Raw genomic sequence first — 23,191 nt, forward strand, 5'->3', positions numbered from 1 at the left:
AGCAGATGCCTGCAACCTGTAACGTCGTGGTGCTGCTGTCCGGCACCGGCAGTAACCTGCAGGCCCTGATCGACAGTACGCGGACCGGCGACAGCCCGGTCCGCATCCGCGCGGTGATCTCCAACCGCGCCGACGCCTACGGCCTGCAACGCGCCAAGGATGCGGGAATCGACACCCGCGTCCTGGATCACAAGGCGTTCGAGGGCCGCGAAGCCTTCGACGCCGCACTGATCGAACAGATCGACACCTTCAATCCGCAACTGGTCGTACTCGCCGGCTTCATGCGCATTCTCAGCGCTGGCTTCGTGCGGCACTACCAGGGACGCCTGTTCAATATCCATCCCTCGCTGCTGCCCAAATACAAAGGGTTACACACTCATCAGCGAGCGCTGGAGGCCGGAGACACGGAGCATGGCTGCTCGGTGCACTTTGTCACCGAGGAACTCGATGGCGGACCACTGGTCGTACAGGCAGTAATACCGGTAGAGTTGCACGACACGCCGCAAAGCCTGGCGCAACGGGTCCATGCCCGCGAGCACCAGATCTACCCGATGGCCGTGCGTTGGTTTGCCGAAGGACGGCTGACCCTCGACGATCGCGGTGCTTCACTGGACGGCCAGTTGCTCGCCGCCAGCGGCCATTTGATTCGATACTAGGAGATTTTATGCGTCGCGCCCTGCTCTTCGCTTGCGCTCTGCTTGCCTTGCCCCTGGCACAGGCCGCAGACCTTCAACCGTTCTCCGCCAGCTACACCGCCGACTGGAAACAGTTGCCCATGAGCGGCACCGCCGAGCGCAGCCTGACCAAGGAGGCAAACGGTACCTGGAAGCTGAGCTTCAAGGCTTCGATGATGATCGCCAGCCTGACCGAAGAAAGCACCCTGACGCTGGACAAGGACACCTTGCTTCCGCAGTCCTACCACTTCGAGCGCGGTGGCCTGGGCAAGGCCAAGAAGGCTGACCTGGACTTCGACTGGAACACCAAGATGGTCACCGGCACCGATCGCGGTGACGCGGTCAAGATCCCGCTGAACCGGGGCATGGTCGACAAATCGACCTATCAGCTTGCCCTGCAGCATGACGTGGCGGCCGGCAAGAAAAGCATGAGCTATCAGGTCGTCGATGATGGCGAAATCGATACCTATGATTTCCGCGTGCTGGGCTCGGAAAAAGTCGACACCAAGGCTGGCCAGATCGACGCGATCAAGGTCGAGCGCGTGCGCGACCCGACACAGAGCAAGCGCATCACCGTGCTCTGGTTCGCCAAGGACTGGGACTACCTGCTGGTACGCCTGCAACAGGTCGAGACCGACGGCAAGGAGTACAACATCATGCTCCAGGACGGCACGGTCAACGGCAAGGCTGTGAAAGGCAGCTGATCGACGCCGATAACACCAAGCCCCGCAAATGCGGGGCTTTTTGTTGCCCGGATTTCAAACCCACCCAATGGGCCTTTGGGAGTAAACCTGTGGGAGCGAGCTTGCTCCGGGCGGCGATCCGACGATAGCGCCGGATCAGCCAACTCCACTATCAACTGACACACTGCTATCGCGAGCAAGCTCGCTCCCACAGGTTTTATTTGCGCTCACGCCTGGCAACATGAAATCTTTTTCATGAACACTACCTGCGACCGAATGCCGCGCCCTGCCTGGCCTGCAGGATTGTTGCGCTTTTCATGAAAACTTCTTAACAGACCAGGGCATTTACTTAGCACGCTACCAAAATCTATAACAAAACCCTGCACACGCCTTGCTGCAGATAACAGAGATTGGAGCTTGCAAGATGACTGTGAAAGTAACTGAACGAGACGACGCCCACATGTCCCACGAAGGGATTGCCGCCGGTATCCGGATCTGGGACGTGCATCAACAGGACATGCTGGTAGGGATGTTCCACTCCGAGACGGACGCCCACAGCTACAAGGCCGAGCTGGAGCGCGAGGAGCGGCAGCGTTTGCGTGAGACAGCTGAATCCTGAACCACACAAAACACCTGTGGGAGCGAGCTTGCTCGCGATAGCATCGTATCAGTCAATATTTCTGTCACTGATATACCGCTATCGCGAGCAAGCTCGCTCCCACAGGGTTTGTGTTCAACTCAATAGCATTGTCCCGCTTACCACATCAAATCATCAGGAATCTGATAGGCCGCGTACGGATCATCGGCATCGACTTCTTCGGTCTGGGTGTTGAGCTGGACGATGCGCTTGGGGTCGCGTTCCTGGATCTTCAGCGCCGCTTCGCGCGGGATCACTTCGTAGCCGCCGGCATGGTGAACGATCGCCAGGGAGCCGCTGCTGAGCTTGTTGCGCATCAGCGTATTGACCGAGATGCGCTTGACCTTCTTGTCGTCGACAAAATTGTAGTAGTCCTCAGTGGTCAGCTTCGGCAGGCGCGAGACTTCGATCAATTGCTTGATCTGCGCAGCCCGGGCTTTCTGCTCGGCCTTTTCCTGCTGCTGGCGATTGAGTTCCTGGTCGCGCTTGACCTTCTCGGCCATGGCTTCCTGGGCAGCACGCTGCTGGGAATCATCCAGTTCGATCTGGCCTTTGTGGGCCAGGCGTTGCTGTTTCTGTTTCTCTTTGCCGACCTGCTTGGCCTGCTTTTGGTTGACCAGCCCTGCTTTGAGCAACTGGTCGCGAAGGGAAAGGCTCATGGTGCTTACTCACTTAGGCAACGGCCTCAGCCACAGCTGGGCAAATTCTTTTCCTGACGTTTGGCTTCGCCCCACAAGGCGTCCAACTCTTCGAGGGTGCAATCTTCCATGGGACGGTGGGTGTCGCGCAATGCCTGTTCGATAAATCGGAAACGGCGCTCGAACTTCGCGTTGGCGCCGCGCAGGGCTGTCTCGGGGTCCACCTTGAGGTGTCGCGCCAGGTTGACCACGCTGAACAACAGATCGCCCACCTCATCGCTGATGGCTGCGGGATCGTTGTCTGCCATGGCTTCAAGCACTTCGTCCAGCTCTTCCCTGACCTTATCGAGTACCGGCAATGGCCCCGGCCAGTCGAAACCCACCTGGCCAGCACGCTTCTGCAGTTTTGCCGAACGGGACAAGGCCGGCAGCGCCGCCGGGACGTCGTCGAGCAACGACAGCTGCTCGGGCGCCGAAGCCTTCTCGGCACGTTCTTCGGCCTTGATTTCTTCCCAGCGCTGCTTGACCTGCTCTTCGCTCAATCGCGGGATATCCACCGGTGCATACAAGTCACCGGTAGGAAACACGTGGGGATGGCGACGAACAAGCTTGCGCGTGATGCTATCGACCACGCCGGCGAATTCGAAACGGTTCTCTTCCCGCGCCAATTGGCTGTAATACACCACCTGGAACAGCAAGTCGCCCAATTCGCCCTGCAAGTGATCGAAATCGCCGCGCTCGATCGCATCGGCCACTTCATAGGCTTCTTCCAGGGTATGGGGGACGATGGTGGCGTAGGTTTGCTTGATGTCCCACGGGCACCCGTATTGCGGGTCCCGCAGGCGATTCATCAGGTGGAGCAGGTCTTCGAGGCTGTACATCAATCCATCCCGTCACAAAAAAGCCCTGTGGGAGCGAGCTTGCTCGCGATTGCGGTGGGTCAGATAACCTTGATGCGTCTGATATACCGCTATCGCGAGCAAGCTCGCTCCCACATAAACCAAGACAACCAGCGCTTAACCTGGCGTCCGGTTACGCCGCGTCTCGATGATGTTCGGCAACTGGGAAATCCGCCCCAGCAACCGCCCCAATGCATCCAGCCCCGGAATCTCGATGGTCAGGGACATCAGCGCGGTGTTGTCTTCCTTGTTCGAACGAGTGTTGACCGCCAGCACGTTGATCCGCTCGTTGAGCAACACCTGGGACACATCACGCAGCAGGCCGGAGCGGTCGTAGGCGCGAATGACAATGTCCACCGGATAGGTGAGCACCGGCACCGGGCCCCAACTGACCTGGATGATCCGTTCCGGTTCGCGCCCCGCCAGTTGCAGCACCGAGGCGCAGTCCTGGCGGTGAATGCTCACGCCGCGGCCCTGGGTGATGTAGCCGACGATCGCATCCCCCGGCAACGGCTGGCAGCAGCCGGCCATCTGCGTCATCAAGTTGCCCACGCCCTGGATCTGGATGTCGCCGCGCTTGCCGGGCTTGTAGCCCGTGGCCTTGCGTGGGATCAACTCCAGTTGTTCATTGCCGCGCTCCGGCTCAACCAACTGCTGGGCGAGGTTGACCAATTGCGCCAGGCGCAGGTCGCCAGCACCGAGGGCCGCGAACATGTCCTCGGCAGTCTTCATGTTGGCTTTTTCGGCCAGCTTGTCGAAGTCCACCTGCGGCAGGCCCAGGCGACTCAACTCGCGTTCGAGCAAGGTCTTGCCGGCCGCGACGTTCTGGTCGCGAGCTTGCAACTTGAACCAATGGACGATTTTCGCCCGCGCCCGCGAGGTGGTGATGTAGCCCAGGTTCGGGTTCAACCAGTCGCGGCTCGGCGTACCGTGCTTGCTGGTGATGATCTCGACCTGCTCACCGGTCTGCAGGCTGTAGTTGAGCGGCACGATCCGCCCGTTGATCTTGGCGCCACGGCAGTTGTGGCCGATCTCGGTGTGGACCCGATAGGCGAAGTCCAGCGGCGTCGCACCCTTCGGCAAGTCGATCGCATGGCCGTCGGGCGTGAAGATGTAGACCCGGTCAGGTTCGATATCCACCCGCAGCTGTTCGGCAAGGCCGCCGATATCGCCAAGTTCCTCGTGCCATTCCAGCACCTGGCGCAACCAGGAGATTTTCTCTTCGTAATGGTTGGAGCCGGACTTGACGTCGGTGCCCTTGTATTTCCAGTGGGCGCACACACCCAGCTCGGCTTCCTCGTGCATGGCGTGGGTGCGGATCTGCACTTCCAGTACCTTGCCCTCGGGACCGATCACTGCGGTGTGCAACGAGCGATAGCCGTTTTCCTTGGGGTTGGCGATGTAGTCGTCGAATTCCTTCGGGATGTGCCGCCACAAGGTGTGGACGATCCCCAGCGCGGTGTAGCAGTCGCGCATTTCCGGAACCAGCACGCGAACGGCGCGAACGTCGTAGATCTGGCTGAATTCCAGCCCCTTGCGCTGCATTTTTCGCCAGATCGAATAGATGTGCTTGGCGCGGCCACTGATATCGGCTTCGACGCCGGTGGCCTGCAGTTCTTCGCGCAACTGGGTCATCACATCGGTGATGAAGCGCTCGCGATCCAGGCGTCGCTCATGCAGCAGCTTGGCGATCTGCTTGTATTGGTCGGGCTCCAGGTAGCGGAAGGACAAATCCTCCAGCTCCCACTTGATATGACCAATACCGAGGCGATGGGCCAGCGGTGCATAAATGTCGAAAACTTCTCGGGCAACGCGATTGCGCTTCTCGTCGTCGGCAGATTTCACGGCGCGGATCGCGCAGGTGCGCTCGGCCAGCTTGATCAGTGCGACGCGCACATCATCGACCATGGCGACAAGCATCTTGCGCAGGTTTTCCACCTGGCCCTGGGTGCCCAGCACCATGGACTGGCGCGGGCTGAGGCTGGCGCTGATCGCCGCCATGCGCAGCACGCCGTCAATCAGCTTGGCGACCACGGTGCCGAAGCGCTGGCTGACCACTGGCAACTGGATCTGCCCTTCGCGCACGCCGCGGTACAGCACCGCGGCGACCAGCGAATCCTGGTCCAGCTTGAGGTCAGCGAGGATTTCGGCGATCTCAAGGCCTGTCTGGAAACTCGACGTGCCTTCGGACCACAGGTTCTTCGCCGCGTTGTGCTGCTGTTCCGCCTCGCGAGCGAACTCGCAGGCGGCCTTCAAGGCTTCGCGATCCAGTGCCGTGTCGATACTGACCGCGTGATCGAGCCAAGCCTCGAGATTGATACTGCCGTCGGTGTTGATCGGCTGGTGTGCTCTCACCTGTACCATCTTTACTTACCTTCCCTACGACGCAGATTCAATGCGTCAACATCGCTGACCTTCGTTGCCCGTGTTTCCGCCCAGGGCCGTGGCGGATTGGCACGAACGGGTCAGTCGGACAAGCCATCCTGGCTCGCTTCAAATAACGCCATGGCCTCGACATGCGCCGTTTGAGGAAACATATCGAGAATCCCGGCACGTTTTAACCGGTAGCCCTGCTTGATCAGTTCGACCGTATCCCGGGCCAAAGTTGCCGGGTTGCACGATACATAAACCAACCGTCTGGCACCCAGGGACGACAGCTTGCGTACCACCTCGAAAGCACCGTCACGGGGTGGGTCCAAGAGTACCGCAGAAAAGCCTTCGCCGATCCATTCGGCACCCACCAAAGGCTGGGATAAATCGGCCTGAAAAAAAGCAGTGTTATGCAAATTGTTGCTGAGGGCGTTGGCCGCGGCACGGTCGACCATGGTCTGCACGCCTTCCACCGCGACCACCTCGCGCACGCTTTTGGCGAGCGGCAAGGCAAAATTGCCCAGGCCACAGAACAGATCCAGCACGCGCTCTTCGGATCGAGGCGCCAGCCATTGCAAGGCCTGGGCGACCATCGCCTCGTTGACGGCGGCATTCACCTGGATGAAATCCCCTGGCCGGTAAGCCAGGTCCAGGTCCCAGGTTTCCAGGCGATAGCCCAAGGACAATCCCGGATCGACCGGTTGCGGCTCGCCTTCGCCATGCAGCCATAACTGGGCTTCGTGGAGGGCGCAGAAATCCTTGAGGAGCGTCAGGTCGGCGTCCGACAGCGGCGCCATGTGCCGCAACAACAGCGCCAGGGACGAGCCGGCGAACAATTCCACGTGGCCCAATGCCTGGGGCTTGCCCAAGCGGCGAAGCATTTCCGGCAAGCGGCTCATGATCGGCTGCAAGGGCTGTACCAGCACCGGGCATTCGTCGATGGCGACGATGTCCTGGCTGCCGACGGCACGGAAACCCACTTCGAGTTTTTTTGCTTTCTGGTCCCAACGCACCGCCACCCGGGCGCGACGCCGGTAACCGAATTCCGGCCCGCTCAAAGGCTCAGCCCATTCCTCCGGCTCGACGCCCGCCACCCGTGACAGTTGCTCGGCGAGCATGCGCTGTTTCAGGGCGAGTTGTTCGTTGTGGGGCAAATGTTGGACGCTGCAGCCGCCGCAGCGACCGGCATGGACACACGGCGCGGCACGACGCAGCTCGCTGGGCGAAAACACCCGTTCGGTGCGGGCCTCGACCACTTTGCCGTGGGCCCCGAGCACCCGCGCCTCGACTTCTTCGCCGGCCAGCGCACCGATGACAAACCAGGTGCGCCCGTCGACAAAGGCAATGCCACGGCCATCGTTGGCCAGGCGCTCGATGGTCAGGCGCTGCTTTTTGCCGGTGGGCACTTGCGGGGCCCGGCTTCCGCCGCTGGGCTGGAAGCGCAAGCCTCGTTCTTGCTTGGCCATCAGTTGGGCGCGTCGAAAATGCCGGTCGACAGGTAACGGTCGCCACGGTCGCAGATGATCGCGACGATCACTGCATTCTCAACTTCCTTGGACAAGCGCAGCATGCCCGCCACGGCACCGCCGGAAGACACGCCGCAGAAGATGCCTTCTTCGCGAGCCAGGCGACGGGTCACGTCCTCGGCTTCGCTCTGGGCCATGTCGATGATCCGGTCCACGCGCTCGGCCTGGTAGATCTTCGGCAGGTATTCCTGGGGCCAGCGGCGAATGCCGGGGATCGCCGAGCCTTCCATCGGCTGCAATCCGACGATCTGTACGTTCGGGTTCTGTTCTTTCAAATAGCGCGAGGTGCCCATGATGGTGCCAGTGGTGCCCATCGAGCTGACGAAATGGGTGATCGTGCCGTCGGTCTGGCGCCAGATCTCCGGGCCCGTCGTGGTGTAGTGGGCCTCGGGGTTGTCACCGTTGGCGAACTGATCCAGCACCTTGCCACGGCCTTCGGCCTGCATGCGCTCGGCCAGGTCGCGAGCACCTTCCATGCCCTCTTCCTGAGTCACCAGGATCAGCTCGGCGCCATAAGCCGTCATCGCGGCTTTACGCTCGGCGCTGGAGTTGTCGGGCATGATCAGGATCATCTTGTAGCCCTTGATCGCCGCAGCCATCGCCAGGGCAATGCCGGTGTTGCCGGACGTCGCCTCGATCAGCGTATCGCCGGGCTGGATCTGCCCACGCAACTCGCCACGGGTGATCATCGACAGCGCCGGGCGGTCCTTGACCGAACCCGCCGGGTTGTTCCCTTCGAGCTTGAGCAGAAGCGTATTGCTGGTCGCGCCGGGCAGGCGCTGCAAACGAACCAGCGGAGTGTTGCCGACGCAATCGGCGATGGTTGGGTACTGCAAAGTCATGGCGTATTCGCAATCCGGGCTGCGGGGGCGCCTATCATACCGGCAAACCCCGCCAGGCCATATCACGCAAAGTAAGGGGGTTATGGCTTATGGGAATAAGCGAGCGCATACCCAGCCCCCCACACCCGACTTCCCTTGGTTGCGGTGCCCATGGATCACGAACCCGGCGTCCGTGAATTTTTACGAAGATCACCTGCCCGCAAATCGCTACACTGCGCAGGTATTGCGTGCCGGATGCGCGCAAAGCTCAATCAGACCGCTGGATGCAGGAGACAAGTGTGCTCAAGAAACTGGGAATCAAAGGCCGCGTCCTGTTGCTGACCCTGTTGCCGACCAGCCTGATGGCGCTGGTTCTGGGCGGCTATTTCACCTGGATGCAGCAGTCGGACCTGCACGCCCAGTTGCTGCAACGGGGCGAGATGATCGCCGAACAGCTGGCCCCGCTGGTTGCGCTCGGCGATGAGCCAGCACGACACCGATCTGCTGGAGCGCATCGCCACCCAGTCCCTCGAACAAGCGGACGTACGCGCCGTGACCTTCCTCGCCCCCGACCGCTCGCCCCTGGCCCATGCCGGCCCGACCATGCTCAACCGCGCGCCCGACGGCAACAGTACGCAGTTGCTGCAACGCACCGGTAACGACGCGACGCGTTACTTGCTGCCGGTGTTCGGCAAGCACCGCAACCTGGCGGGTGAACTGATTCCCGAGGAAGCCGACCGCCTGCTGGGCTGGGTCGAGCTGGAGTTGTCCCACAGTGGCATGTTGCTGCGCGGTTATCGCAGCCTGTTCGCCAGCCTGTTGCTGATCGCCGCCGGCCTGGGATGCACCGGGCTGCTGGCCTTGCGCATGGGTCGCACCATCAATCGCCCGCTGAGCCAGATCAAGCAGGCCGTGGCGCAGCTCAAGGATGGCCACCTGGAAACCCGCCTGCCGCCGCTGGGCAGCCAGGAATTGGATGAGTTGGCGTCGGGCATCAATCGCATGGCGGGCACGTTGCAGAATGCCCAGGAAGAATTGCAGCACAGCATTGACCAGGCCACTGAAGACGTGCGCCAGAACCTGGAAACCATCGAGATCCAGAACATCGAGCTGGACCTGGCACGCAAGGAAGCCCTGGAGGCGAGCCGGATCAAATCCGAATTCCTGGCAAACATGAGCCATGAAATCCGCACGCCGCTGAACGGCATCCTGGGTTTCACCCATTTATTGCAGAAAAGCGAGCTGACTCCGCGCCAGCTCGACTACTTGGGCACCATCGAAAAATCCGCCGACAGCCTGCTCGGGATCATCAACGAGATCCTCGATTTTTCGAAGATCGAAGCCGGCAAGCTGGTACTCGACAACATCCCGTTCAATCTGCGGGACCTGTTGCAGGATACCCTGACCATCCTCGCCCCCGCCGCCCATGCCAAGCAGCTGGAATTGGTGAGCCTGGTCTACCGCGACACGCCTTTGTCGCTGGTGGGCGACCCGCTGCGCCTCAAGCAGATCCTCACCAACCTGGTGAGCAACGCGATCAAGTTCACCCGCGAAGGCACCATCGTCGCCCGCGCCATGCTCGAAGACGAGCATGAAGACAGCGTGCAATTGCGCATCAGCATCCAGGACACGGGCATCGGTCTCTCCGCCCAGGACGTCCGGGCGCTGTTCCAGGCCTTCAGCCAGGCCGATAACTCGCTGTCCCGGCAACCTGGCGGCACCGGGCTGGGCCTGGTGATTTCCAAGCGGCTGGTGGAACAGATGGGCGGCGAGATCGGCGTGGACAGTACGCCCGGCGAAGGTTCGGAGTTCTGGATCAGCCTGCGCCTGCCCAGGACCCGGGACGACGCCGAGGACTTGCCCGGCCCACCGCTGCTGGGTCGACGCGTCGCCGTCCTGGAAAATCATGAGCTGGCCCGCCAGGCCTTGCAGCACCAGCTTGAAGATTGCGGCCTGCAGGTCACGCCGTTCAATTCGCTGGAAAACCTGACCAACGGTGTCACCGTCGCCCACCAGACCGACCAGGCCATCGACCTGGCTGTGCTCGGCATTACCAGCAACGACATGCCGCCGGAACGCCTCAACCAGCACATCTGGGACCTGGAACACCTGGGCTGCAAAGTCCTCGTGCTTTGCCCGACCACCGAGCAGACGCTGTATCACCTCTCTGTTCCCAACCCCCACAGCCAGCTCCAGGCCAAGCCCGCCTGCACCCGCAAGTTGCGCCGCTCGCTGTCCGACCTGGTCAATCCGCGCCCATTGCGCAACGAACCCAACGAACCGGCGCCCAGCCGTGCCCCCAAAGTGCTGTGCGTGGACGACAACCCGGCCAACCTGCTGCTGGTGCAGACCTTGCTCGAGGACATGGGCGCCAGGGTGCTTGCGGTTGAAAGTGGTTACGCAGCGGTCAAGGCCGTGCAGAAGGAAACCTTCGACCTGGTCTTGATGGACGTGCAGATGCCCGGCATGGACGGTCGCCAGAGCACCGAGACGATTCGCCAGTGGGAAAGCGAGCGCCACTGCTCGCCGCTGCCGATCGTCGCCCTCACCGCCCACGCCATGGCCAACGAGAAACGCGCCTTGCTGCAAAGCGGCATGGATGACTACCTGACCAAGCCCATCAGCGAGCGGCAACTGGCCCAGGTCGTGCTCAAATGGACCGGCCTGGCCTTGCGCAACCAAGTGCCGGACCGAGGCTGGGACGGCCATGGCAGCGGAGAGCTGCTGGTGCTCGATCACGAAGAAGGCTTGCGCCTGGCCGCAGGCAAGGCCGATCTGGCAGCGGACATGCTGGCAATGCTGCTGGCCTCCCTGGAAGCCGACCGCGAAGCCATTCGCCAGGCCAGCGAAGCCAACGATCACAACGCCCTGATCGAACGGGTCCACCGCCTGCACGGTGCCACGCGTTATTGCGGCGTACCGCAATTGCGCGCGGCCTGCCAGCGCAGCGAAACCCTGCTCAAGCAGCAGGATCCCAAAGCGGCGGCGGCCCTTGAGGACTTGGAGCGCGCCATCGATCGCCTGGCCAGCGAGGCGCGTATCAGTGCCTGATCCAGGGCAATACCCTGGAAATCGGAATCACTGAAAATCCCCGCTCCGCCCCCGGACTGTAGGAGCTCCTACGCAGTTCCTACAGGCTTTTCTTTTTGCCAGGAAGCCGTCATGCGCGCCATTCTTTTCAGCAGCCAGACCTACGACCGTGACAGTTTCAGCAACGCGCCCGTACCTGCCAACCTGGAACTGCAGTTTCAACCTGCACGCCTGAACCTCGACACCGTGGCCCTGGCCGAACGGCACGAGGTGGTGTGCGCCTTCATCAACGACGATCTCAGCGCCCCGGTGCTCGAACGACTGGCTGAAGGCGGCACGCGGCTGATCGCCTTGCGTTCGGCCGGCTACAACCATGTCGACCTGCTCGCCGCCAAACGCCTGGGATTGAGCATCGTCCGGGTGCCGGCCTATTCGCCCCATGCCGTGGCCGAACATGCGGTGGCGTTGATCATGATGCTCAACCGATGCCTGCACCGGGCCTGCAACCGCACCCGGGATGGCAACTTCAGCCTCAACGGGCTGACCGGCTTCGACCTGGTGGGCAAGACGGTGGGCGTGATCGGTACCGGCCAGATCGGCGCGACCTTCGCCCGGATCATGGCCGGCTTCGGCTGCCAGTTGCTGGCGTACGACCCTTATCCCAATCCCCAGGTCGAAGCCCTGGGCGCCCGTTATGTGCCGCTAGCCGATCTGCTGGCGCATGCGCAGATCATCAGCCTGCATTGCCCGCTCAACGAACAGAGCCGACACCTGATCAACGCCCGCTCCCTGGAAACCCTGCAGCGCGGCGCGATGCTGATCAACACCGGTCGCGGCGGCCTGGTGGACACACCGGCACTGATCGAAGCGTTGAAAAGCGGCCAGTTGGGGTATCTGGGACTCGATGTCTATGAGGAAGAAGCCCAACTCTTCTTCGAGGACCGCTCCGGCCTGCCATTGCAGGACGACGTTCTCGCACGACTGCTGACCTTTCCCAATGTCGTCGTGACCGCCCACCAGGCATTCCTGACTCGGGAAGCCTTGGCGGCGATCGCCACCACTACCTTGGACAATATCGCGGCCTGGGCCGCCGGCGCGCCGCAGAACCTGGTGATCAACTAACCCCTCCTGTGGGAGCGAGCCTGCTCGCGAATGCGGTGTGTCAGCTGACATCATTACTGATGGATAGACCGCTTTCGCGAGCAGGCTCGCTCCCACAGGGGATGGATGGAGTTTCGTCGGCCTGCCTTCCATCTGGATCATCCCAAGCGGTGCCCCGTGCTAGCATGTCGCGCCTATTTGGAGGACCCATGGCCGAACACGATTTCCGCTACACCCTGATGAACCCACAGCACACCTTGACCGAGGTCCGCGCGCTGGCACCGGGTCGTTACCAGGTCACCGGCAACGGCGGTTCGATCCAGGCCAACGATGTATTGCTCGTCACCCTCAAGGGCAGCAAGGATTTGTCCATGCGCCTGACCGTGGACACCGTTCGCCATCTGCTCAAGCCGATGGGCCAATGGACCGCCATGACCACCGGCCCGGTGTTCGGCGAACTGGCGATCCACACCTGGCAGGTCAATTGCGACCGCTGCGCCAAGGAGCTGAGCTTCGAATTCGCCGTCGATGCCAAGCTTGGCACCAAGGCCCAGAAGCCAGCCGCCACCGCACGCATCGCCGAGTTGGGCTGGACGACGGTCGGTGAAAAACACCTGTGCCCTCAATGCCAGGAAGCCGCTTGATGAAACGCCTGGTCCTGGCCGCGCTGATCGGCGCCGGCCTGCTGGGTTGTGCCGGTGAGCCGGTGCAACTGCAACAAAACCGCAGCTACATCCTTGAATGGATTGGTGAGCGACCATTGATGGATTACAGCCACCTGACCATCACCCTGGGCGATGATGGCCGGGCCTATGGCAATGCCGGCTGCAACCATTGGTTTGCGCCGTATACCCTGGAAGGCCATCGGTTGAGTTTCGGCAAGGTCGGCAGCACCCGTAAGTTCTGCGCCCCGGCAGTGATGGAGCAGGAGACGCGTTTCCTGCAGGCGCTGGAGAAGGTAGAGCGCTGGGACGTTTCGCCCATCGAACAGATGCGTTTCTGGCCCGCCCAAGGCAAGCCGCTGCGTTGGTGGTTGGAAGAAGGCTGAGAACAGCTGTTCGGGTTAACTCTGTGGCGAGGGAGCTTGCTCCCGCTGGACCGGTCCGACGCGTCGGGCGTAGCAGGCCCCTGCTTTCTACCTGACACACCGCAGTGGCAGATCCAAGGGGGCCGCTTCGCGGCCAAGCGGGAGCAAGCTCCCTCGCCACAAAAGCCCCATTATTTCGGTGCCTGCAACGCCTCGAGCTTCGCCATTACCCCCGCCGCCGTCTGCTCCCCGAGCAACTGCTCGCGCACCTTGCCCTGGTTATCGATGATGTAGGTCACCGGCAATCCCTCGCTGCGTGGAAGGTCGAAGATCTCGGCCGGGTCCCGAGCCAGCACGGTGAAATGAATGCCCATCTTGTCGCTGGCACTCTTGAGCTCCTCGCCTTGCACCTGATCGAAGTTGACGCCGAACACGCCCACGTTCCGTCCCTTGAGCTGTTCGGCCAAGGCATTGAATTCTGGAATCTCCGTGCGGCATGGCGCGCACCACTCGGCCCAGTAATTGAGCACCACCCATTGTTTGTCCAACCGTTGCGACGCAATCGGCTGGCCGTTCTGATCCACGCCGTAATCGTTTCCACAGCCGGCGAGCAATAAAATGCCGATGAATGTCATTGCCGCCGCCAATCGCCTTGTCATGTGCCAATCCTTGCCTGAAATGTGAACGCTGGCCGCCCATCAGGTGCTAGGCGCCTCGCTGCACAGTAGAATAGCCGCCACCTTACGCAAGATGCGACCCGCTCATGACTGATCTGACGCTTTATCACAACCCGCGCTGCTCGAAATCCCGCGGTGCGCTGGAACTGTTGGAAGCCCGCGGCCTGGCGCCCACCGTCGTCCGCTATCTGGAAACCCCGCTGGACGCCGCGCAGCTCAAGCGCCTGCTGGGCAAGCTCGGCATCGGCGCGCGGCAGTTGCTGCGCACGGGCGAGGACGAGTACAAGACCCTGAACCTGGCCGACGAAAACCTGGCCGAGGACGATCTGATCGCCGCCATCGTCGCCCACCCGAAACTCATGGAACGGCCGATCCTCGAAGCCGGGGAAAAAGCCATTATCGGCCGTCCGCCGGAAAAGATCCTGGAGATCCTGCCGTGACCACGCCGTACATCCTGGTCCTGTATTACAGCCGCAGCGGCTCCACCAACGAAATGGCCCGGCAAATCGCCCGGGGCGTCGAGCAGGCCGGGCTGGAAGCCAGGTTGCGCACGGTGCCGGCGATTTCCACGGAATGCGAAGCGGTGTCGCCGGATATCCCGGAGCAGGGCCCGCTCTACGCCACGCTCGATGATTTGAAGAACTGCGCTGGCCTGGCCCTGGGCAGCCCGACCCGTTTCGGCAACATGGCCGCGCCGCTCAAATATTTCCTCGACGGCACCAGCAACCTCTGGCTGACCGGCGCCCTCGTGGGCAAGCCAGCCGGCGTGTTCACCTCCACCGCCAGCCTGCATGGCGGTCAGGAAACCACGCTGTTGTCGATGATGCTGCCCCTGCTGCACCACGGCATGCTGATCACCGGCCTGCCCTACAGCGAATCAGCCCTGATCGACACCCAGGGTGGCGGTACGCCCTACGGCCCGAGCCATCACGCCGGCGCCGACGGTAAAAGCGGCTTGAACACGCATGAAGTCGAGCTGTGCCGAGCCTTGGGCCTGCGCCTGGCGAAAACCGCCCTGCTGCTGGAGAACGGTCGTGGCTAAGAAGCCGAAGATCCTGCCTTCCATCCAATGGCTGGAACCCCGCGTACGTCTCGCCCGCATCCTCAGCCTGCTGTGCTTCTTCGGTTTGGTGGGGTTGCTCAGCGCGTACTACCTGCTGATCGCCGACCTGCATGGCGCCCGGCCCTGGGTGATCCTGCTGATCGAGCTGGTGCCGCTGCTGATCCTCGCGCCGGGCATGCTCATCGGCAGCGCCCGCGGGCATTCCTGGATGTGTTTCGTGGTGAACCTGTATTTCATCAAGGGCGCATTGGCCGCGTACGACCCGAACCGGCAGTGGTTCGGCGTGCTGGAAATGGCGGCGAGCGTGGCGGTGTTCTGCTCGGCGTTGCTGTATGTGCGCTGGCGGTTTCAGTTGAATCGAAGGTTGGCCGGCGAAGGCGAACCCTCCGTCGCCTGATACACCGCTATCGCGAGCAAGCTCGCTCCCACACTGGGTTTTTGAACGCTGAAAATCCCCTGTGGGAGCGAGCTTGCTCGCGATGGGCGCTACGCGGTCTCAATGATTCACTGTGTAAGCCAGCATCATCGAAATCTGCGACATCGGCCGCCCACCGCTCTCTTCATGCCACTGGTTGAAAGCATTCTGCACCGTCGCCAGGTCCCGCTGGCTGGTGGGGACTTTGTCGATGATGTCCTGGGCATTGAGCGCCGCCACGACGTCATAACTGGTCGAAAAGGTGTCCTTGTCCATCATTCGCAGGAAACGCGGTGCCGACTGGCCGCCCAGTTGATGGCCGTGCTTTTTCAGGTAGGTCCACAGGCCGACGATGTCAGTCACCGGCCAGTCGGCGACCAGCGCGCCAAAGCTGCCCTTTTCATGGGCCACGTCCAATATCATCTGCGCGTTGCGCGGCACACTCTTGAGCTTGCCCAGGTGGCGGATGATCCGCGTATCCTGCATCAATCGCTCCAGGTGTTCGGCACCCATCAGCACGACTTTCTCCGGGTCGAACTTGAAGAACACCTCTTCGAACGCCGGCCACTTGGCGTCCACCAGGCTGTGCTTGAGCCCGGCGCGAAAGACCCGCAGCGCCAGGGTCGAGAGGTAGCGGTCGTCGCTGATCTTGCGCAGTTGCGCCGGGGTCTTGGGCACCGGCAGACGGGCTTCCAGTTCAGCCGCCGAACCGAAGCGGTTCAGACAATACTCGTGCAGCCACTTGTAATCGCGCATGCCCTCTCCTGGGGTCGGAAACGAAAACGGCGCTCGCAAGCGCCGCAAGAAAATGTCGCTGCAATCGTCAAAGATTCACCACATTGACGAACCGCGGCGTGGCGTTTTCATCGATGCGCAGGTTGGTGAAGTCGAACAGGTTGCGGTCCGCCAGTTGCGACGGAATGACGTTCTGCAGGCCTCGGAAAATGCTCTCGGTACGCCCCGGAGTCTTGCGCTCCCATTCCTGGAGCATCTCCTTGACCACCTGGCGCTGCAGGTTTTCCTGGGAGCCGCACAGGTTGCAGGGGATGATCGGGAATTGCTTGAAATCCGAATAGGCCTGGATGTCCTTCTCGTTGCAATAGGCCAGTGGGCGAATCACCACGTTGCGCCCGTCGTCGGCCCGCAGCTTGGGTGGCATGGCCTTGAGCGAGCCGTTGTAGAACATGTTCAGGAAGAACGTCTCGACGATGTCGTCGCGGTGATGACCCAGGGCCATCTTGGTAGCGCCGATCTCGTCGGCGAAGGTATAGAGCGTTCCACGGCGCAGGCGTGAGCACAGCGAGCAGGTGGTTTTGCCCTCGGGAATCAGTTCCTTGACCACCGAATAGGTGTCTTTCTCGACGATGTGATATTCCACGCCCAGCGACTCGAGGTAGGCCGGCAGCACATGCTCGGGGAACCCGGGCTGCTTCTGGTCCATGTTCACCGCGACGATGTCGAACTTGATCGGGGCAACCTTCTGCAAATGCATCAGCACGTCGAGCAAGGTGTAGCTGTCCTTACCGCCGGACAGGCAGACCATGACCTTGTCGCCATCCTCGATCATGTTGTAGTCGGCGACCGCCTCACCGGCCAGGCGGCGCAGGCGCTTTTGCAGTTTGTTCTGGTTGACCGTAAGAGTGCCCATGACGCGAAATCCGTGAGGTGTGACGAAAGGCCGGCATTTTACGCAAAAAATCCGCCGTCGGCGAAGGCTGATGACAGGCACTTTTGTGGCGAGGGGATTTATCCCCGTCGGGTTGCGCAGCAACCCCTGCGTTTAGCCTGACACTGCGCGGTGGTATGGGAATAATTGGGGCCGCTGCGCAGCCCAGCGGGGATAAATCCCCTCGCCACAGTAAAATCCGGCGCGCCAGAAACCTCGCGCACAGACCTAACGGCGATTAGTGCTCCCGGCTACAGCGCGATTTGCTCTAAGCCCCCCATCCCCCTCGCCGTCACTCCTTTCTATACTGCGGCATAAGGTCGCACACACTTACAGACCTTAACTTACCCGGCCACTTGGCCCGTAGGCGCTCCGTTGGGGGGCGATGGCAATAACAAAGGAGTGACTGACTATGATCCATCATGTCGTGGGGCTCTTTACCCACCCTGATCAAGAATGGAAAGAAATCCGTGGCGATCAGGAGGAAAGCATCAGCCACATGTACCTCACCCACACGCTGATCCTGGCGGCCATCCCGGCGGTGTCGGCGTTCATCGGTACCACGCAGGTGGGATGGGTCATTGGTAATCGCCCACCGGTCATGCTCACCCAGGAAAGCGCGCTGTGGATGACCATCATGTCCTACCTGGCCATGTTGGGCGGCGTGGCAGTGATGGGTGCGTTCATTCACTGGATGGCCCGAACCTATGACGCCAGCCCGAGCCTGGCCCGGTGTGTCGCGTTTGCCACCTACACCGCAACCCCGTTGTTCATTGGCGGCCTGGCGGCGCTCTATCCACACATGTGGCTGGGGATGATCGTCGGCACTGCGGCGATCTGCTACACGGTCTACCTGTTGTACGTGGGCCTGCCGACGTTCATGAACATTCCCCAGGACGAAGGCTTCCTGTTTTCCAGCTCGGTGCTTGCCGTCGGCCTGGTGGTGCTGGTGGCGATCATGGCGTTCACGGTGATTGTCTGGGGGCTGGGCGTTGGTCCGGTCTATACCAATTGAAGGATTGAGGCTCTCCAACAAAAAACGATCTGCCACCACAGGCCGCCGCAAGGCGGCCTTCCTCTGTCTCTGGATCTGCCGGGACGACCATTGGGCACCTGGGCGATTCGCAACGGCCAGCGCTTGCGGCATACTCGCCTTTCTGGAGACCCGTAAAGCATGCTCGAGCAACTCAATACCCGCGTCGAAGAGTGTTACCAACAAGCCGAATCCTTTTTCAAACGTCCTTTCAAACGCCCGGTGGTCAGCCTCAAGTTGCGCGGCCAGAAAGCCGGCGTCGCGCATTTGCATGAAAACCTGCTGCGCTTCAACCCGCAGCTGTACCAGGAAAACGCCGAAGACTTCCTCAAGCAGACGGTGGCCCACGAGGTGGCGCACCTGATTGCCCATCAGTTATTTGGCGACCGTATCCAGGCCCATGGCGAGGAATGGCAACTGATCATGCGTGGAGTCTACGAACTGCCACCCAACCGTTGCCACACCTACGAGATCAAACGCCGCACCGCGACCCGCTACATTTATAAATGCCCGTGCGACGGCAGCGATTTCCCGTTCACGGCCCAGCGCCATCGCCTGGTGCGTCAGGGGCGGCGGTATTTGTGCCGCAGTTGTCGCAATACTTTGGTGTTCAGTGGGGAGACGCGGGTCGAATAGTGCTTTTTGTAGTGTTTGGACTGGCCTCATCGCGAGCAAGCTCGCTCCCACCCTAGATCCGTGAACGACATTAATCCCCTGTGGGAGCGAGCTTGCTCGCGATAGGGCCCTGACGGTCGCTACACAACCACCCTGTCACTGCGCAATTGATTGATCCGCTCCGCACTGAACCCCAACGCCCCCAATACCTGGTCCGTATGCTCCCCCAGCCTCGCGCCGATATGCCGCGGCTCGGGCAGCCCTTCGGAAAACTTCAATGGACAGGCGATCTGCGGCTGTCGCGAGCCATCACCACGGGGCACTTGGGTGACCAGGTCCCGAGCTTTCAACTGAGGATGCTCAAGCGCCTCGTCCAGCCCCAGCACCGGCTCGACGCAGGCATCGACCTTGGCGAACATCGCCTGGAGCTCAGTGAAATCGTATTTTTCGAATTCGCTCTGCAGCTCCCGTTTCAGCAGGTGTTGTTGCCCAGGCTCGGACGACAATCCCTGCGCTGCCAGCTCCGGTCGCCCCAACACTTCGCACAATGCCTGCAGGAAAGCCGGTTCCAGGCTCCCCACCGACATCCACCGGCCATCGCGGGTGCGGTAGTAGTCATAAAAACTGCCGCCGTTCAGCACGTGATTTTCCCGCGCCGGCTCCACGCCACAAGCCAGGTAACCGGCGCCGGCCAAGGCATTCAGGCTGAAAACGCAATCGGTCATGCTCACGTCCAAGTGCTGGCCCTGCCCGCTCTGCTGACGGGCGATCACCGCCGCCAACAGCCCGATCACCCCATGCAGCGAACCGCCAGCGATGTCTGCCGCCTGGATCCCCAGCGGCAACGGGCCGCTGTCGGCACGGCCGGTGTGGCTGGCCAGCCCCGCCAGGGCCAGGTAGTTGATGTCATGGCCGGCGCGGTCCTTGTAGGGCCCCGTCTGGCCGTAGCCGGTAATCGACACGTAGATCAGCCGGGGATTGATCGCCTTCAGCGCTTCATAGCCCAGGCCCAACCGCTCCATCACGCCGGGGCGAAATTGCTCCAACAGGATGTCATGGTCGGCCAATAGCCGTTTGATGATCTCCAGCGCCGCCGGCTGCTTGAGGTCCAGTGCCAGGCTGCGCTTGTTGCGATTGAGGTACGCATGGCTGGCCGAGACGCCCTGGTCGTGGGGCGGCAGGATCCTCAGCAGATCCGGACGGTCCGGCGATTCGATGCGCAGCACCTCGGCGCCCATGTCCGCCAGCAACAGCGAGGCGAACGGCCCTGGCAGCAGGGTCGAGAAATCCAGAACCTTGAGCGATGCCAGTGGCCCCTGCATGGAAGATCTCCGCTTTGAATGTGCATCCAAGACTAGGCAGGGGTTGGCGGTGGGGCAATTACCGAAGGGGTTGTCTGGGCTGACAATTATGCTCAGCACAACTTCATGGTGGCGAGGGAGCTTGCTCCCGCTGGGACGGTCCGACGCTTCGGGCGAAGCGACCCCAAACCAACCGCCGCGGTGTATCAGGTAGACAGCATTCAAGTGGTCGGGGGGCTGCTGCGCAGCCCAGCGGGAGCAAGCTCCCCTCGCCACAAAAGCCTGTCTGCCGATAATTGCGTCCAACAAAAAACCCGCCGAAGCGGGTTTTTCGTCACAGGCCGAAGATCACTTCACAGGCACTGCGGTATCAGCCGCTGCAACCACGTCGTCTTCTTCACGGACATCGGAGATACCGCGACCACCGGAAGCCAGTTCGGTCTGCAATTGGTCTTCGTCCAGCTCTTTGACCCACTTGGCGACCACGATCGTGGCAACGGCGTTGCCCACCAGGTTGGTCAGCGCACGGGCTTCGGACATGAAGCGGTCGATGCCCAGGATCAGCGCCAGGCCGGCAACCGGCAAGGTGCCCACGGCCGACAGGGTGGCCGCCAGCACGATGAAGCCGCTACCGGTCACGCCAGCCGCACCTTTGGAGGACAGCAACAGCACCGCCAGCAAGGTGATCTGGTGAGTCAGGTCCATCGGGGTATCGGTGGCCTGGGCGATGAACACTGCGGCCATGGTCAGGTAGATCGAGGTACCGTCGAGGTTGAACGAATAGCCAGTCGGGATCACCAGGCCAACCACGGATTTCTTGGCACCCAGGCGCTCCATCTTGATCAGCATGCGCGGCAGGGCCGATTCCGAGGAGGAAGTGCCCAGCACGATCAGCAGTTCTTCACGGATGTAGCGAATCAGCTTGACCACGCTGAAGCCGTGGGCGCGGCAGATGGCGCCCAGCACCACCAGCACGAACACCACGCAGGTGATGTAGAAGCAGATCATCAGCTGGCCCAGTTGCACCAGCGAACCGACACCGTAGGCGCCGATGGTGAAGGCCATGGCACCGAACGCACCGAGCGGAGCCAGCTTCATGATCATGTTGATGATGATGAACATCACGTGGGCGAAGCGATCGATGAAGTCCAGCACCGGCTTGCCGTAGGCACCCAGGCGATGCAGGGCAAAACCGAAGATCACCGAGAACATCAGCACTTGCAGGATGTCGCCGTTGGCGAACGCACCGACAATGGTGTTCGGGATCACGTTGAGGATGAAGGCAATGATGCTCTGGTCTTTACCGGCAGAAATGAAACCGGCGATCTTGCTGGTGTCCAGGGTCGACACGTCGATGTGCATGCCGTTGCCCGGTTGCACGACGTTGACCACGACCAGGCCGATCAGCAGAGCGATGGTGGAAACGATTTCGAAGTACAGCAGCGCGTAGCCGCCGGTCTTGCCGACCGATTTCATGTTCTGCATGCCAGCGATACCGCTGACGACGGTGCAGAAGATGATGGGGGCGATGACCATCTTGATCAACTTGATGAACCCGTCACCGAACGGCTTGAGGGCAACGCCGGTCTGCGGGTAGAAGTGACCGAGCAAAATGCCGATGGCAATGGCTACGATCACCTGGAAATACAGGGATTTGTACAGTGGCTGACGAGTCGTCATGGCAAACCTTCCTCAAGAGTCCCGTGGGGCAACATCCACCTGTTGTCCACGACACCTCAATTGCGAACCCTCCTGCACTGGAGGGATTTGTTTTGTCGGCTGCACGCGGCAGACCTGCACAGGGCATCGCAAGGCCCGTGCCATTTTGAGGAAATGCCCTACAACCCGTGTTGCAGAACGCTTTTGTTTATTTGTCGCCGGTTAAACAGGCGGCGAAGGATGGCGGATTTCCGCCAAGACGCCGTTTCTCACTCCTGGATTTGGCGGATATCCGCCTTGTCCAGCCCGGACGCCCTGCTACCATCGCCGGCTTAACGGACGGATTTGAGCCATGCGCCAACGCACGATTGCCAGCCACTTCGCCCGCGCAGCCCTGGGCGGCGCGCGCCGGCACGGGTTTGACTATCTCCCTCTGCTGCAACAATTGGGCATCAGCCCCGAGCTGCTCGACGAACCGCGAGCGCGAATCGCCCCGGAGCAGTTCGCCCGGCTGTTGCAGGCGCTATGGGCGGATCTGGAGGATGAATTCCTCGGATTTGGCCGGGCCGCGAGTAAACCCGGGACGTTTGCCATGATGTGTCACACGTTGATCCACTGTCGGACCCTGGGCAAAGCCCTGCAACGCGGCCTGCTCTTTTACAGCCTGTTTCCCGATGCGCCGAGCCTGACCCTGGAAACCGAAGGCGACCGGGTACGGTTGAACCTGGATGAGTCGACGCTGCGCGATCCCGATCATTTCCTGACAGAAAGCCTGCTGGTCATCTGGCATCGCCTCGGCAGTTGGCTGATCGGCCAGCGGATCGGTCTGGAGCAGGCGACCTTCAGCTATGCCAAGCCTGCCCACGGCGCGGAGTACGACCTGCTGTTCCCCTGCCCGCTGGTATTCGAGGCTCGACGGACCAGCCTGTTGTTTCACGGGCGCTACCTGGACATGCCGCTGCTCCAGGACGAGCGAACGCTCAAGCATTTTCTCGAACGCTCACCCGCCGACCTGCTCTCGCGCCCGGACGATGGCCACAGCCTGAGCAGCCAACTGCGCCGCCTGCTCAGCCGCGACACAGCGCGTTGGCCCGACCTGGACACCGTCGCCGCGCATCTGCACATCAGTTCCCAGACGCTGCGCCGACACCTTCGCGAAGAAGGCACCAGCTTCCAGGAACTCAAGGATCAACTGCGGCGGGATATCGCCATCTACCATTTGGGCCGGGCGGATCTGTCGTTGCAGCAGATTGCCGAGCAGCTCGGGTTCTCGGAGCCGTCGGCGTTTCATCGGGCGTTCAAGAAGTGGACGGGGGTGACGCCGGGGGCGTATCGGGAGTTGGAAAACTGATGGGG

Annotated in this window: 22 protein-coding genes and 1 pseudogene; 13 read left to right on the forward strand and 10 right to left on the reverse strand. The window is 61.6% G+C overall.

Going from position 1 to position 23,191, the window contains the following annotated elements:
- The first annotated feature begins 5 nt into the window (after positions 1-5).
- The 3 genes from purN (at position 6) to AB4N42_RS24680 (ending at position 1,976) form a co-directional block, all read left to right on the forward strand.
- Positions 6-656: a phosphoribosylglycinamide formyltransferase gene (purN, locus tag AB4N42_RS24670; protein ID WP_030142401.1), complete on the forward strand. Its 651-nt coding sequence runs from the start codon at positions 6-8 to the stop codon at positions 654-656.
- Between the two features lie 8 nt (positions 657-664).
- Complete coding sequence (locus tag AB4N42_RS24675; RefSeq protein ID WP_030142402.1) at positions 665-1,378, forward strand: DUF3108 domain-containing protein; 714 nt, start codon at positions 665-667, stop codon at positions 1,376-1,378.
- Between the two features lie 403 nt (positions 1,379-1,781).
- Positions 1,782-1,976: a hypothetical protein gene (locus AB4N42_RS24680; protein ID WP_030142403.1), complete on the forward strand. Its 195-nt coding sequence runs from the start codon at positions 1,782-1,784 to the stop codon at positions 1,974-1,976.
- Positions 1,977-2,113: 137 nt separating this feature from the next.
- Here AB4N42_RS24680 and AB4N42_RS24685 read toward each other — a convergent pair whose 3' ends face one another.
- The 5 genes from AB4N42_RS24685 to cysM form a co-directional block, all read right to left on the reverse strand.
- A complete protein-coding gene (locus AB4N42_RS24685) occupies positions 2,114-2,653 on the reverse strand; it encodes a DUF2058 domain-containing protein (RefSeq protein WP_030142404.1) in 540 nt (179 codons plus the stop codon).
- Positions 2,654-2,679: 26 nt separating this feature from the next.
- Positions 2,680-3,513 (reverse strand): nucleoside triphosphate pyrophosphohydrolase, encoded by an 834-nt coding sequence (gene mazG / locus AB4N42_RS24690; RefSeq protein WP_460115466.1) that lies wholly within the window; start codon positions 3,511-3,513, stop codon positions 2,680-2,682.
- A gap of 135 nt (positions 3,514-3,648) precedes the next feature.
- On the reverse strand, positions 3,649-5,895 hold the full coding sequence (relA, locus tag AB4N42_RS24695) for a GTP diphosphokinase (protein WP_030142406.1): 2,247 nt from the start codon (positions 5,893-5,895) through the stop codon (positions 3,649-3,651).
- Positions 5,896-5,996: 101 nt separating this feature from the next.
- A complete protein-coding gene (gene rlmD, locus AB4N42_RS24700) occupies positions 5,997-7,367 on the reverse strand; it encodes a 23S rRNA (uracil(1939)-C(5))-methyltransferase RlmD (protein WP_460115467.1) in 1,371 nt (456 codons plus the stop codon).
- The gene (cysM, locus tag AB4N42_RS24705) at positions 7,367-8,269 is read right to left on the reverse strand and encodes a cysteine synthase CysM (protein WP_030142408.1); all 903 of its coding nucleotides are present in this window, start codon (positions 8,267-8,269) and stop codon (positions 7,367-7,369) included. The genes rlmD and cysM overlap by 1 nt, the downstream gene beginning before the upstream one ends.
- Before the next feature lie 278 nt (positions 8,270-8,547).
- On the opposite strand from cysM, the pseudogene AB4N42_RS24710 reads away from it, so the two are divergent.
- The 4 genes and pseudogenes from AB4N42_RS24710 (at position 8,548) to AB4N42_RS24725 (ending at position 13,427) form a co-directional block, all read left to right on the forward strand.
- Positions 8,548-11,299: pseudogene (locus AB4N42_RS24710) on the forward strand (response regulator).
- A 111-nt stretch (positions 11,300-11,410) separates the two neighbouring features.
- A complete protein-coding gene (locus AB4N42_RS24715; RefSeq protein WP_258649701.1) occupies positions 11,411-12,400 on the forward strand; it encodes a 2-hydroxyacid dehydrogenase in 990 nt (329 codons plus the stop codon).
- A gap of 188 nt (positions 12,401-12,588) precedes the next feature.
- Complete coding sequence (locus tag AB4N42_RS24720; protein WP_030142411.1) at positions 12,589-13,023, forward strand: hypothetical protein; 435 nt, start codon at positions 12,589-12,591, stop codon at positions 13,021-13,023.
- Complete coding sequence (locus tag AB4N42_RS24725) at positions 13,023-13,427, forward strand: META domain-containing protein (protein WP_030142412.1); 405 nt, start codon at positions 13,023-13,025, stop codon at positions 13,425-13,427. Before AB4N42_RS24720 ends, AB4N42_RS24725 begins: the two co-directional genes overlap by 1 nt.
- Before the next feature lie 170 nt (positions 13,428-13,597).
- Here the strand turns inward: AB4N42_RS24725 and AB4N42_RS24730 are convergent, their stop codons facing one another.
- Complete coding sequence (locus AB4N42_RS24730) at positions 13,598-14,065, reverse strand: TlpA disulfide reductase family protein (RefSeq protein ID WP_460115468.1); 468 nt, start codon at positions 14,063-14,065, stop codon at positions 13,598-13,600.
- A 104-nt stretch (positions 14,066-14,169) separates the two neighbouring features.
- Between AB4N42_RS24730 and arsC the strand changes: the two genes are divergently transcribed.
- Genes arsC through AB4N42_RS24745 form a run of 3 tightly spaced genes read left to right on the forward strand, consistent with a single transcriptional unit; the run spans position 14,170 to position 15,543 of the window.
- Positions 14,170-14,523, forward strand: a complete 354-nt coding sequence (gene arsC, locus AB4N42_RS24735) for an arsenate reductase (glutaredoxin) (protein ID WP_198798077.1) — start codon at positions 14,170-14,172, stop codon at positions 14,521-14,523.
- Positions 14,520-15,125 carry an NAD(P)H:quinone oxidoreductase gene (gene wrbA, locus AB4N42_RS24740; RefSeq protein WP_045156686.1) on the forward strand — a complete coding sequence of 202 codons (606 nt, stop codon included), beginning with the start codon at positions 14,520-14,522 and terminating at the stop codon, positions 15,123-15,125. The genes arsC and wrbA overlap by 4 nt, the downstream gene beginning before the upstream one ends.
- On the forward strand, positions 15,118-15,543 hold the full coding sequence (locus AB4N42_RS24745) for a DUF2069 domain-containing protein (RefSeq protein ID WP_431145891.1): 426 nt from the start codon (positions 15,118-15,120) through the stop codon (positions 15,541-15,543). The genes wrbA and AB4N42_RS24745 overlap by 8 nt, the downstream gene beginning before the upstream one ends.
- 99 nt (positions 15,544-15,642) lie before the next feature.
- On the opposite strand, the gene AB4N42_RS24750 is transcribed toward AB4N42_RS24745, so the two are convergent.
- Entirely contained in the window at positions 15,643-16,317 is a 675-nt protein-coding gene (locus tag AB4N42_RS24750; protein WP_407682664.1) for a DNA-3-methyladenine glycosylase I, read from the reverse strand.
- 67 nt (positions 16,318-16,384) lie between these two features.
- Positions 16,385-17,209 carry a tRNA 2-thiocytidine(32) synthetase TtcA gene (ttcA, locus tag AB4N42_RS24755; RefSeq protein WP_030142418.1) on the reverse strand — a complete coding sequence of 275 codons (825 nt, stop codon included), beginning with the start codon at positions 17,207-17,209 and terminating at the stop codon, positions 16,385-16,387.
- A 430-nt stretch (positions 17,210-17,639) separates the two neighbouring features.
- Here ttcA and AB4N42_RS24760 point away from each other — a divergent pair, with 430 nt between their 5' ends.
- Both AB4N42_RS24760 and AB4N42_RS24765 read left to right on the forward strand, forming a co-directional pair.
- Positions 17,640-18,242 (forward strand): Yip1 family protein, encoded by a 603-nt coding sequence (locus tag AB4N42_RS24760; RefSeq protein ID WP_030142419.1) that lies wholly within the window; start codon positions 17,640-17,642, stop codon positions 18,240-18,242.
- A 159-nt stretch (positions 18,243-18,401) separates the two neighbouring features.
- On the forward strand, positions 18,402-18,896 hold the full coding sequence (locus AB4N42_RS24765; protein WP_030142420.1) for a SprT family zinc-dependent metalloprotease: 495 nt from the start codon (positions 18,402-18,404) through the stop codon (positions 18,894-18,896).
- A 119-nt stretch (positions 18,897-19,015) separates the two neighbouring features.
- On the opposite strand, the gene AB4N42_RS24770 is transcribed toward AB4N42_RS24765, so the two are convergent.
- Positions 19,016-20,197: a CaiB/BaiF CoA transferase family protein gene (locus AB4N42_RS24770; protein ID WP_217861420.1), complete on the reverse strand. Its 1,182-nt coding sequence runs from the start codon at positions 20,195-20,197 to the stop codon at positions 19,016-19,018.
- Positions 20,198-20,524: 327 nt separating this feature from the next.
- Positions 20,525-21,856 carry a dicarboxylate/amino acid:cation symporter gene (locus tag AB4N42_RS24775; protein WP_198798080.1) on the reverse strand — a complete coding sequence of 444 codons (1,332 nt, stop codon included), beginning with the start codon at positions 21,854-21,856 and terminating at the stop codon, positions 20,525-20,527.
- A 331-nt stretch (positions 21,857-22,187) separates the two neighbouring features.
- Between AB4N42_RS24775 and AB4N42_RS24780 the strand changes: the two genes are divergently transcribed.
- On the forward strand, positions 22,188-23,186 hold the full coding sequence (locus AB4N42_RS24780; RefSeq protein ID WP_198798081.1) for an AraC family transcriptional regulator: 999 nt from the start codon (positions 22,188-22,190) through the stop codon (positions 23,184-23,186).
- The last annotated feature ends 5 nt before the right edge of the window (positions 23,187-23,191 follow it).

This window comes from Pseudomonas sp. H2_D02 (assembly GCF_054677635.1).